The organism is Campylobacter concisus (assembly GCF_003048575.1).
In the GTDB taxonomy this organism is placed as follows: Bacteria; Campylobacterota; Campylobacteria; order Campylobacterales; family Campylobacteraceae; genus Campylobacter_A; species Campylobacter_A concisus_U.
The window spans coordinates 96967-109188 of sequence record NZ_PIRZ01000003.1 but is presented as its reverse complement, the minus strand read 5'-3'; the positions used below and the strand labels follow the sequence as shown (position 1 = coordinate 109188).

The window sequence follows — 12222 nt, the reverse complement described above, 5'->3', positions numbered from 1 at the left end:
ATTGCTATTTACTTAAAAAAATAGTGCTGGCATATCGTTTAAAATCTGCACCATCATATCAGTTATGATTTTTATAATGCCAGCTAAAATAGCTATCAAAACCGAAAAGCCGATACTTACCTTAATAGGATAACCAACGACTAATAGGTTAAATTGTGGCATAGTTTTCATAAGCATGCCAAAAATAGCATCTGAAAGTATAGAAAGTGCGATAATAGGAAAAGCCAGAACAAATCCAAACATAAAAAGATTGCCAAAAAGCTTTAGGGCGTAGCTCATCACACCACTTCTTGGATAAAAATCTCCAAGCGGTATAGCTGAAAGTGAAGTGGAATAAAACTGTAATATTAAATGGTGTCCATCAAGCATCAAAAATGCAAGAAGTGCGATGAAATTTAGAATATTTGCGATTACTGGCGAATTTGTACCAGTTTGTGGATCAAGCACTGAAGCCATCGAAAAACCCATAATCATCGAGATCTGCTCGCCAGCCATTTGAAGTATAGCAAAAACGATATTTAGCAAAAGCCCAGCACAAAGTCCAAGCATAGCCTCACTTAAAATTTCCATGATCAAAAAATTTATAGCATGCTCATGGGTGTGTGAGAGCGGGAAAAGTACAATACAAAGAGCAAAAACTAGTAAAGTTTTTACACTAAGCGGGATTTGATTGTGAGAAAAGAATGGAAAAAATACGATAAGCCCACTAAGACGTGCAAAAAGGAGCATAAAGGTTATGACTTTATCCGCTCCAAAAAACTCGACTAGTTCCATTATTTTATATTAACGCCTCGTCCATCTCAGCTGGAATTTCAAGCCCCATGATCTTTAAAACACTAGGAGCGATATTGTTTAGACCGCCGTTTTTTACTTTTTTTACGCCATCAGCCATCACAAAACAAAAGACATCATAAGTCGTGTGGTTTGTCAGTAGCTCACCGCTGCTATCACGCATCTCTTCGCAGTTTCCGTGATCGCTCGTGATGATCATCGCATAGTTTTTCTCTTTTGCCTTAGTGCAAATTTCTCCAAGAGCCGTATCTACTGCCTCTACCGCCTTTATAGCGGCCTCATAGTTGCCAGTGTGTCCTATCATATCGCCATTTGCGAAATTTACCACGATGAAGTCTTGCTCGTCATCCATACCTTTTAGCACGGCTTTGCAAACTTCTGCTGCGCTCATCTCTGGCTTCTCGTCGTAGGTTTTTACCTTTGGGCTAGGGATGAGCACCCTTGTTTCATTGCTGGCTAACTCCTCGATACCGCCGTTAAAGAAAAATGTTACATGGGCATATTTTTCAGTCTCAGCCGTGTGAAGCTGCCTTAATCCAGCCGCTGCTATGACCTCGCTTAAGGTGTTTTTTATCTTTTCATTTTTAAAGAGCACTTCAAATTTAAAATTTGCGTCGTATTCGGTCATGGTGATTAGATTTTTGATAGCAAAAGGTCGCTCAAACTCGCTAAATTTCTCCTCGCCTAGAGCCTGGCAAATTTCTCTAGCTCTATCATTTCTAAAATTTATTACGATCACGCCGTCATCTTCGCCTATGCCTTTAAAGCCATTAAAACTAGCTGGCTTTACAAACTCATCTGTCACGCCCTCATCGTAGCTTTTTTGTAGATACTCACTAGGCGATAAGCTGCTTAAATTTGCCCCATTTACCAAGCTATCATAGGCCTCTTTTACGCGCTCCCAGCGCTTATCTCTATCCATCGCGTAAAATCTGCCACAAATGGTCGCTACCTTAAATTTAGCCTCTAAGCTTTTTATGAAATTTATGCCACTATTTGGGCTAACGTCGCGTCCGTCGGTGATAGCGTGAACAAAAACTTCGCAACCATTTTTGCTGGCAAGCTCACACATACCATCAAAATGTTCCATGTGAGAGTGCACGCCGCCGTCGCTATAAAGCCCTATGACGTGAATTTTTTTGCACTTTTTAAAAAGAGCTTTTAGGGCTTCATTTTCTGCTATCGAGCCATCAGCGAAGCTGCGTGAAATTTTGACCAAATTTTGATACAAAACTCGTCCGCTTCCTATGCACATATGCCCTACTTCGCTGTTTCCCATCTGCCCTTCAGGTAGTCCCACAGCGTTTCCAGAGGTTTTTATGAGCGAGTTTGGAATTTCTTTAAAAAATTTCTCGTAATTTGGCTTTTTAGCCGCCTCAAATGCGTTAAATTTACCGCTTTTATTAAATCCAATACCATCAGTTATTATTAAAATAGTTTTTTGACTCATTTTGAAAATTTATCCTTAATTTTAGATAATTTTTAAGGCCATTATACTAAAATTGCTTTTTTTAAAAATAAAGGCTCTCATGTTTTACTATATCTATGAAATTTTAAATTTTAATATCTTTCAATACATCACCGTCCGTGCTGGTATTGCTTTTTTTATCGCTTTTGCACTCACAACTTATTTGATGCCCAAATTTATCACTTGGGCAAAGGCGAAAAATGCCGCCCAGCCTATCTACGAGCTTGCCCCACAAACTCACCAAAAAAAGGCCAAAACGCCGACTATGGGCGGACTTGTCTTTGTCTTCACAGCCGTACTTTCCACGGTAATTTGCGCAAGGCTTGATAACGCATTTGTCTTAACATCTCTCTTTTGCCTAGTTTGCTTTACGCTGCTTGGCTACAAGGACGATTACAGCAAAATTTTAGGAGCAAAAAATCACGCCGGCCTAAGCCCAAAAGCAAAACTATTTTTTCAATTTCTCATCGCCTTTTTGATCGCATCATTTTTGTACTTTAGCAAAGAGTTAAACACTGAATTTTACCTACCATTTTATAAGCAACCGATCTTTGACATGAAAATTTTTGCCATTTTCTTTTGGACACTGGTCATAGTCGCTGCTTCAAATTCAGTAAATTTAACAGACGGGCTTGACGGGCTAGCTACTGTGCCATCTATATTTTCGCTTCTGACACTTGGCGTTTTTGCTTATATCTGCGGCCATGCTGTCTTTAGCTCATATTTGCTCTTACCAAAGATCATAGGCGTTGGCGAAAGTGTTGTTGTCTCTTCAGCTCTAATTGGCTCATTAATGGGCTTTTTATGGTTTAACTGCCATCCAGCCGAAGTCTTTATGGGCGATAGCGGCAGCCTAAGCGTTGGCGCATATATCGGCTTTATGGGCGTTGCAACCAAAAATGAAATTTTGCTCATCATCATCGGCCTCATATTTGTCGTTGAGACCCTAAGCGTTATCTTACAAGTGGGCAGCTTTAAAATTTTCAAACGCAGAATTTTTCTCATGGCACCTATACATCACCATTTTGAGATAAAAGGCTGGGCGGAAAATAAGATCATCGTTCGCTTTTGGATCATCGCACTTTTAGCAAACCTAATCGCACTAACTGCGCTAAAGATCAGATAAGGAAAGTCATGAGAAAATCGCTATTTGGCTACGGTAGCACGATAAAGGCGATCGCTAAAAATTTCATAAAAGATGGATTTTGGGATATCTATGATGATAAATTTAGTGAAATTTCAAAAGATGAGTTTGGCAACGCTCTTTTGCCAGTTAGCGAATTTGATCCAGCAAAAAGCAACCTAGAGATACCAAGCCCAGGCATTCCGCCTTATCATGAGCTTATTAAAAAAGCTAGAAATTTGGTAAGCGAGTATGACTATTTTTATGAAATTTATAAAGAAAATCTGCCATTTAATATCTGGATAAGCGGCACAAACGGCAAGACTACGACAACCAAGATGACACAGCACCTACTAGAGAGCAAGGGCTCAGTCATGGGCGGTAACGTCGGCATTGCGCTAGCAAATTTAGACTCAAACGCTAAAATTTGGATACTTGAGACTAGCTCATTTACCCTGTACTACACAAACCGCGCTACACCTGGCATCTACGTGCTTTTACCGATCACTCCAGATCATCTAAGCTGGCATGGAGACATGAGCGAATACGAAAAGGCTAAGCTAAAGCCACTTGCTAGCATGAGCGAAAGTAGCGTGGCGATAGTGCCAGAAATTTACGCCAGCACACCAACAAAGGCAAAAGTGATCGCCTACAAAGATGAGAGTGATCTGGCTAAATTTTGTGGTGTAAGCGTAGATGATATAAATTTTAAAACGCCATTTTTGCTTGATGCACTGCTAGCACTAGCGGTGGAAAAAATTTTATTTGACCGCTGCGACGTAGAGCTTTTAAATACCTTCGTCATCGAGGCAAACAAGCTTGAAGAATTTAGCGACAAAAATGGCAGAATCTGGGTCAATGACACAAAAGCGACTAACATAGACGCGAGCATACAGGCTGTTAAACGCTACAAAGATCATTTCATACATCTAATACTTGGTGGCGATGATAAGGGTGTTGATATGACGCCACTTTTTGAAGGCTTAAAGAGTTTAAGAGTAAAAATTTACGCCATTGGCTCAAATAGTGACAAACTCATGAAATTAGCGACTAAATTTGGCATACCGGCTTTAAAATGCGATTTTTTACAAAATGCTGTAAATGAGATAAATAAAGAGCTAAAGACCAACGAGATAGCGCTTCTAAGCCCGGCAGCTGCGAGCCTTGATCAGTTTAAGAGCTATGCCGAGCGAGGCGATAAATTTAAAGAGTTTATAAAGGCGCTTTAAATTTACAAACCCTTTTAAGTAGCCTTGTTAAAAATAAAAACATGCAAATTTATGTTTTTGACATAAATTTTTACTATAAAGTTTTATTGTTGAATACTTTTTAAGTTTGTGCTAATATTTAGCAAAAATTTCCAAGGAAGTTTAATGCCTCTAACGCCCAGAAATGATGTAAATTTTAAAAGAAATTTAATAGATATTATAAAATTTTCATATGACAATGACATAAGTAGGCCATTTATATCTAACAACAAACTACTTATTGGATATGGCTTTAGCTTAAAAGATGATATAGAACTTATTTGTGCTCAAATTTATAAAAACAACAAAGACAAAGTCATAAAAGATGTCAAGCGAACTATCACTAACACCACGAGTACGGCTACCATAGAAAAGATAGATACAGATGAGCTTTTTAAAAAGATAAATGATGCCGCAAAAGGGGCTTATGCAAAGTCTGGAAGTGCCGATACTTTGCCTGAGTTTGAATTTAATTCAGAAGATCAGCTAAATGCTATCTTGGAGCAAAAGCTTGCACCGCTAATCCAAGAGATAAATCAAAAATTAAACAACTCTCCACTAGAAAATTTACAAGCCGTTTCACTTACTTCAGATACACAAAACAGCCAAATTTCAAGAGAGCATGTCGCACTTTTAGCACTTCTTTATATCAACAAGAAAAGTAATATTGATCCGTCCCTAGCAAGCTACATCAAAAGCAAAAATCGTTTTAAGGCCTGGTTTTGGCTAGCATATGAGAGCTTTAGTGATGAGGCAAGCAATAAAACATCTCTTTTGCGAGAAAAAATTTCAACTCAGTTTGGGCTTTATGAAAGCGATGAGCAAAATGTTAATTTTGTCGAGTGCATAGATGTTTTTAGTCATTTAAATATATCCAAAGCAAAATATAAATCAAAAAACCAAAACAATAAAGAGATCGTCCAAAACGTCACTCATTTAGAATTTATGAAGCTTCAAGAAAATGAGTCAAATTTAAATGCATCAGATGCATCAAAATGTGAGGCTTTATTTCAGCCATTTGTTACAAAGATAAATTCTTTATTAAGCACTCAAAGTACAAAGACCTTTAGCCTTGAAAACATATACTGCGTAAATTTAATCAGCTCAAATGCTTCAAACACTTCAAGAATAAATAAGCTCTTAAGGCAAAGAGAGGAGGAATTTTACAAACAAGAAAATATACTCTTGCTATGTCCAAGAAAGATGACAACTCCTATTAGAGTCTTTCAACCTAAAAAGAGCGAATTTACCGTTGTTCTAGCTAGTCAGACTCCATTTGATTGCAGTGAGCTAAATCCAAAGGAGCTAAATTCTAGTAGGCCAAACTACGGCAAGGTAAATTTATGTGAGCTAATACTTACTGACTTTAAATTTGACTCTTATGAAGATAGTAAAAATGAAGAGATAAAATTTAAAAATGCAAAGAGTAAAGATACGGTAATACTCTATCAAGAAAACAAAAATGAAGAAGATAAGATAAATGGTGCTACCTTTACTAGCATAAAGCAAAATAGCGATGATATAGAGTATAAGCTAGAAGATGGCGTTATAAGCATGAAGTACTTTAAAGACCAAACGTCTAACAACAAACACCTAAATTTCTTCTTATTAAATTTCGCCAAAGAGAATAGCTTTACCTTAAGAGATGATAAAGATTCAGCTATGTTTGATATAAAGCTTCGTCTAGCTCATGGCAACAATATAGTGCCTACATCAGCATCAAGTTCAGGTCTTACTCTTACAATAAATAATCTCATCATTGAAAACGAAGATGGTAAGGCAAGTGAAGATATAGATAAGATATATCTTCATCACTGCTTTGATAAAAGTATATATGAGAGTATATCTTTAGTAAAAAATGAAGACTCAGATATCAAGAACTCATATACAGCTACATTTAATATCCCAATAGATAAAGAGAATAAAGGAGATACTAAATTTATACTTTATTCAAGTGATCTAAGTAAAGTTTATAGCACTAAAGATATTCATGCTCACACTGATACAGCTGTAATATCTTTAGGATATCAAGATAAGAGTAACTCTAACTTTTGCTATAGCAATAAGGTCTCGTTAAGAGATATAACAGATCATATAACAAATGTAATCTCTGATAGTGAGTATCCATTTAAGACAAATGAGCCAATATGCTTAAAGGCTATATATAAACAAGAAAAAGGTAGTAAGAGATATAAAGAGATACTTTGGGGATATAAGGTCATAAAAAGTAAAGAGTATGATGAGCTATCCAAATCAAATCCAAAAGATGTAGTAGCTCTAAAAGATCAAAAAGGCAAAGAGATAACATTTAAAATTTCAGATGTTATACAAAAAGATGATCTAGATAAGCTAAAACAAGGTGGTCATACTATAGTATTTTTTGCATATCTTGAAGGTGATAAGGATAAATTTAAGTTTTTTACAAGATATGGCAAAAATCATATAAGGATAGATATAAAGATACCTCTATATATTAAATTTAAAGATGATAAGCTAGTTATATATGAGTTTGAGCATGCTATAAAAGAGAAGGCATTTGATGCTAAATTAAAGCTTAGTGATAATAAAGACGATGCTTTGATAAAAAATGATAATTACTTATATATAAGTAAAGATATCTCATCAAATGAGATAAGTATCTATGAAGATGATAAGCTAAGCAAAGAGCTAAAAAGTGATGAGAAGACAAATAAGAGCTATCAAATTTACATAGATGAAGCAAATTCCGCAAACTATCAAAACCAAAGCAATACAAACCAAACAGGTCAAACAAAGATAAACCAAGATACCAAGTATGGCATCAACCTACTAAGCAAAGATAATATGGATAGCTTCATAAGCTCTTTTAATGAGTCAAAGAGTATAACAAGAGCAGATAAGGGTATGTGGAAAGATGGAGATGAGGAAGCCTTAGTCAAGATAGAGATAGGAAATGAGATAGTTTTCCCACTAAAAATCAAGCCTTTAAATGATAAAGATATGGAATATGACTGGACACTTATGTTAGGAGACAGTGGTCAGAGTCAGGCTATATTTAATTGGGATAGACTTGGTGGTAGAAAGCATGCTGCAAGAGATCTATATACGGATAGAGTATCCAAAACTAGTGATAACGAAAAAGCATTTACATCAAATGTAGAGATAGTATCTATAGCTGATGGTGAAGTATTGAGTACCGATAGGTTTTACTATAAAACCAATCACATAACGATACAATACGACACAGTAGAATTTGGTAGCTTTATAATAAGATATGGAGAGGTCGATCCTTCAAGAGTAAAAGTAAAAGCAGGCGATAAGGTAAGAAAAAGTCAGATTATAGGATATGCAGGATTTATGATCAATAATGGAAAGCATCCAGGAATAATTAAAAACGAGATAGTCACCATGCTTCACTTTGAGTATTTTACAAATGGGGCCAACAAAGATGATCCTTTAACCGTCACAAATGATCCAAATAATAAATTTAAAAGGCGTAAAGACCTAGCAGATCCTTTAGAGATACTAAAAGAGGGATATAAAAACACGTTTGGAGAAACACTATGAAAACTGCATTTTTTAAAATAGTCTTAATTTTATTTTTAGCAATAAGTACCTCATTTGCAACAGATGACTATGATAATAGTTGGGAGAAAAAGGCGGTACCTAAAAAGCTTTTAAATAAAGATTGTCGTAAATTAGTAAAAAAAATATTTTGTGAAAGCAAATATACATACGTATCAGACACAATAACTAATATGTGGAAAGAACCGATCTTAATGATATTTTTCCCGCCTAAGCCAGAGTTAAAAGATATAGAGCGTATGAAGAACATAAGATATATAGCCTATGATACAAAAAAATATTCTTATGATTTTGATTTTAAATGGATAAATAAAAATACTCTTTTGGTTCAACTATTTGATACAAGCCCTGAAAATAGTTGTGAACTATGGCTATATGAAGAAAGGAATGGTAGCGTAGATGTTTATAAATTTACATCAAGATATTTACCTGATTAATAAATTTATATAAGGATATAAATGAAATTTAAAAACATACTATTATTAAGCTTTCTAATGAGCTTAAATTTATATGCTTTTGAACCTATGATGCCGAGCGAGTCTACCAATAAAGCATCTTATGGAGGATTTTTACAGGTTAATATTCTTATATCATGTGGTGAAAACTATAATAATGGCAATTCAATTACTCCTAGCTTTAAATGCTATGACAATAGTGGCAAGTATAAATTTAAAAAGTACTCTTTAGAAGATTTAATATGCCAGTCAGACTATAACTCTTTTAGAGATAACTACTTTGCTGATCTTTATAATCTAATCGTAAAAAAAAAACCAAATTTAAAGGTTCAAGCTGAAAAGATAAATAGGGATAGAATAAAAAACAGTAAGAAAAAGTGCATAGCACGTAGTTATAAAAAATTTGAGGTAAATTGCAACGATACTGATGTTATGTCAAATACTATTCACTGCATAAAATCACACTATAGAAGCTCTACAGCTAAACTAGCACTTATGCTTTACGAGGACGATAAAGAGCTTTTTAAAAGAATTTACGGCGAAGACTATGAGAAATTTAAAGAGGTATTTGAAGATACTTTAAAGTATGTGCCGATACTTTACTCAGAAGTAGAGCTAAATGGTATTAAAAATACAGACAAAAATCCTTATGCTGAGTTTTTAAGAAAATATGATGACTATACTGGCAATTATGGTAATTACAAAATCCATGATCTAATTTATATAGTATTAGTCCAATACTCCCTTATAGACAAAAATGGTCATTTAGTTTTACCAGAGAATAGAAAAGAGGAGTAGTGCATAAATTTTCTACAAGTAATTTTAATGAGTTTAAATTTTATCTTAATCATAATTTTCTTTGAAATAGGCATATTCTTACTCTTTCTTTTTCTTAGTACACTATTTAAAAAGATCTCTCAAAAATTTGATACGCTCTTTTTTAAGCTAGTTTTATTTGTCACGCTAAACGTTTGGGTCGGATGTGGTAGCTTTTTATACAATACCTCAAAAGATCTTTTAGATCCTACTTTTTGGGATCCAGATACTGGAGACTTTCTTTTTTTACCATTTATATCAGTACTAACATTAATAAATTTAGCCTTAATTGTATTCATTGTTATATTGCATATAATTTACCGCATAATAGAAAAAGATAGATAAAGCATTTAAGATACTTCAGCTAGGAAATAGGATGAAATTTAAAACTATATTATTAGCTAGCTTGACGATAGGCTTAAATTTATATGCTTACGAGCCTTTAAGCCCAGACGAAGCTATGATAAAATTTGCCTCTGACTTTTCGCAGATAAACGACTATCCACTTGATCCCATAATGGACTATGGCAGCCATACTATTTTACCAAGCTTTGCTTGCTATGATGCCAAGGGCAAATATAAATTTAAAAAATACTCTTTAGAAGACTTTATATGCCAGTCAGACTATAATTCTTTTAGAGATAACTATTTTAGCGATCTTTATAATCTAATAGTAAAAGAAAATCCAAATTTAAAAGAAAAGGCTCAAAAGATAGCTAGAGAGAGGATAGCCAAAACCCAAAAGGAGTGCATTAAATACTTAAAAAAAGAGTATGGCTATAGCTTTGTAGAGAGCAAGGCTTTATTTGTATCTGAAAGTATAGGTTGTATAAGTGAAAAATATAGAGACTTTGCAGCAAAGCTAACTTTAATGCTTTATAAGGACGATAAAGAGCTATTTAGAAGAATTTACGGCGAAGACTATGAGAAATTTAAAGAGGTTTTTGAAGATACTATCTCTATATCAGACCTAAAATTTGAAGGCATAAGCGCAAAACAAAAATAAAAAAATTTAAAGCTTTATGAAAATTTTGAAGAAAAATATAAGGACTACGATATTGAGGGTTTTGGGCATAACCACTACTGGGATGCAAGCTATGTTTTATTAATCCAATACTCCTTAATAGACAAAAATGGTCATTTGATTTTGCCTGAGAATAGAAAAAATGATGATAAAAACTAGATTTTTATACTTATTGCTACTTTTAGCTATATTTTCTAATGCCCAAAACTTAAGTATAGAAACGTACAGCAAGGACAACAAATGCTCCATAAGTATAAACGATGAAAAGATTTATAGCAGAGAGTGTGAGCATGAGCTTGAACCAAATTTAATATTTTATACCAAATTGAATCGAAGTGAAGTGTGGATATTTCAAGACATACAAAACTATGCTGCTTGCAATGGACACGGGCCTTTGAGAATTTTTGAAAAGAAAGATGACGACAAGATAAAATTTCAAGGCGAGATAGATTGGTGCGCGAGTGTGCCATTTTTCGAAGTCACTAATGAAGGCATCTTGATAATAGACAAACCACACAAAAATGCACTAACCAACAATGGCGATCCAAATTTTAAAAGCAGTGGAAAACTATCAGATGAAAGAAAATATAAATTTGAGAATGGAAAGATCAAAAAGATATAGTTTTGCCTTTGTTAAATAGATATAATGCGGTTAAAAAAGAGTGGGTAGATATGACAAACAAGATAGTTGTTTTTTATTTTATGGTGCTAGTGTTTATGACACACAATGCCTACACAAAAGACATAAATTTAACTGGGTTTTACAAGAATGAGCCTTGTAATATTTCAATAGAAATAACGAAAAATACTAATAAGACAAAGTATTTTTACAAGATAGTTGATAATAATCAGACAAAATCACAAGGCTATATATCAAGCATAAAAAGCAATGGCGAAGGTGGATTTTATATAAAATTTAAAAAGATTGACGGGATGTATGAAAATGATAGCATAGTCATACAAAACTACGGAAACTCTATAAACGAGTATAATCATTTTAAAGATTGCGATAGTAAATATTTAAAATTTGATAAATAGGGCTAGCGTGCGTGATTTTGTAATTACTTTTTTTAAAGCCGAAGAAATAGGATATTACTATGAAAATGAAAAATTTTTAATAGCTATTGTGATGTTTTAACCGTCACCAATGATCCAAACAATAAATTTAAAAGGCGTAAAGACTTAGCAGATCCTATTGAGATATTAAAAGAGGGATATAAAAATACTTTTGGGGAAATATTATGAGGATAATCTTTAAAATAATCTTAGCTTTACTTTTAGCTGTAAATTTATCATTTGCAACAGATGACTATTACGATAGTTTGGAGAAAAAGACGATACCTAAGAAATTTTTAAATAAAGACTGTAAAAAGCTTGCAAAGAAAATTTGGGTTGAAAGTATGGTCACTTACCGTGGAGATACAATATTAAATATGTACAAAGAGCCAATTTTAAATGTTCTTATTTATGAACCTCCTATAAAAGACATAGAATGTATGAAAAATATAAGATACAAGACTTATGATGCAAATAACTATTCTTATGACTTTGATTTTAAATGGATAAACAAAGACACTCTTTTGGTTCAGTTCTTTGACACTAATCCTGAAAATATCTGTGAGCTATGGCTATATGAAGAAAGGAATGGTAGCGTAGATGTTTATAAATTTACATCAAGATATTTACCTGATTAATAAATGTATATAAGGATATAAATGAAATTTAAAAACATA

Annotated in this window: 11 protein-coding genes; 9 read left to right on the top strand and 2 right to left on the bottom strand. The window is 33.8% G+C overall.

The genetic code is table 11. The annotated features are described in order from the left end of the window. Nucleotides 1–12 precede the first annotated feature (12 nt). Both fliR and gpmI read right to left on the bottom strand, forming a co-directional pair. Nucleotides 13–774 (bottom strand): flagellar biosynthetic protein FliR, encoded by a 762-nt coding sequence (fliR, locus tag CVS84_RS04740; RefSeq protein WP_021091844.1) that lies wholly within the window; start codon nt 772–774, stop codon nt 13–15. A gap of 4 nt (nt 775–778) precedes the next feature. Further along, nucleotides 779–2242, bottom strand: coding sequence for a 2,3-bisphosphoglycerate-independent phosphoglycerate mutase (gpmI, locus tag CVS84_RS04735; RefSeq protein ID WP_107691372.1), 1464 nt, complete (start codon nt 2240–2242; stop codon nt 779–781). A 79-nt stretch (nt 2243–2321) separates the two neighbouring features. On the opposite strand from gpmI, the gene mraY reads away from it, so the two are divergent. The 9 genes from mraY (at nt 2322) to CVS84_RS04685 (ending at nt 12183) form a co-directional block, all read left to right on the top strand. Then, complete coding sequence (gene mraY / locus CVS84_RS04730; protein WP_087579155.1) at nt 2322–3386, top strand: phospho-N-acetylmuramoyl-pentapeptide-transferase; 1065 nt, start codon at nt 2322–2324, stop codon at nt 3384–3386. Nucleotides 3387–3394: 8 nt separating this feature from the next. Further along, the gene (murD, locus tag CVS84_RS04725; RefSeq protein ID WP_107691371.1) at nt 3395–4612 is read left to right on the top strand and encodes a UDP-N-acetylmuramoyl-L-alanine--D-glutamate ligase; all 1218 of its coding nucleotides are present in this window, start codon (nt 3395–3397) and stop codon (nt 4610–4612) included. A 144-nt stretch (nt 4613–4756) separates the two neighbouring features. Continuing rightward, nucleotides 4757–8176: a M23 family metallopeptidase gene (locus tag CVS84_RS09620; RefSeq protein ID WP_234411901.1), complete on the top strand. Its 3420-nt coding sequence runs from the start codon at nt 4757–4759 to the stop codon at nt 8174–8176. Further along, nucleotides 8173–8631 (top strand): hypothetical protein, encoded by a 459-nt coding sequence (locus tag CVS84_RS04715; protein WP_107691370.1) that lies wholly within the window; start codon nt 8173–8175, stop codon nt 8629–8631. The genes CVS84_RS09620 and CVS84_RS04715 overlap by 4 nt, the downstream gene beginning before the upstream one ends. Before the next feature lie 21 nt (nt 8632–8652). After that, the gene (locus CVS84_RS04710) at nt 8653–9447 is read left to right on the top strand and encodes a hypothetical protein (RefSeq protein WP_107691369.1); all 795 of its coding nucleotides are present in this window, start codon (nt 8653–8655) and stop codon (nt 9445–9447) included. Nucleotides 9448–9841: 394 nt separating this feature from the next. After that, a complete protein-coding gene (locus tag CVS84_RS04700; RefSeq protein ID WP_234411900.1) occupies nt 9842–10471 on the top strand; it encodes a hypothetical protein in 630 nt (209 codons plus the stop codon). Between the two features lie 163 nt (nt 10472–10634). Next, entirely contained in the window at nt 10635–11111 is a 477-nt protein-coding gene (locus CVS84_RS04695; protein ID WP_107691367.1) for a hypothetical protein, read from the top strand. A gap of 2 nt (nt 11112–11113) precedes the next feature. After that, nucleotides 11114–11527 (top strand): hypothetical protein, encoded by a 414-nt coding sequence (locus tag CVS84_RS04690; RefSeq protein WP_103624811.1) that lies wholly within the window; start codon nt 11114–11116, stop codon nt 11525–11527. Between the two features lie 203 nt (nt 11528–11730). Beyond that, a complete protein-coding gene (locus CVS84_RS04685; RefSeq protein ID WP_107691366.1) occupies nt 11731–12183 on the top strand; it encodes a hypothetical protein in 453 nt (150 codons plus the stop codon). The last annotated feature ends 39 nt before the right edge of the window (nt 12184–12222 follow it).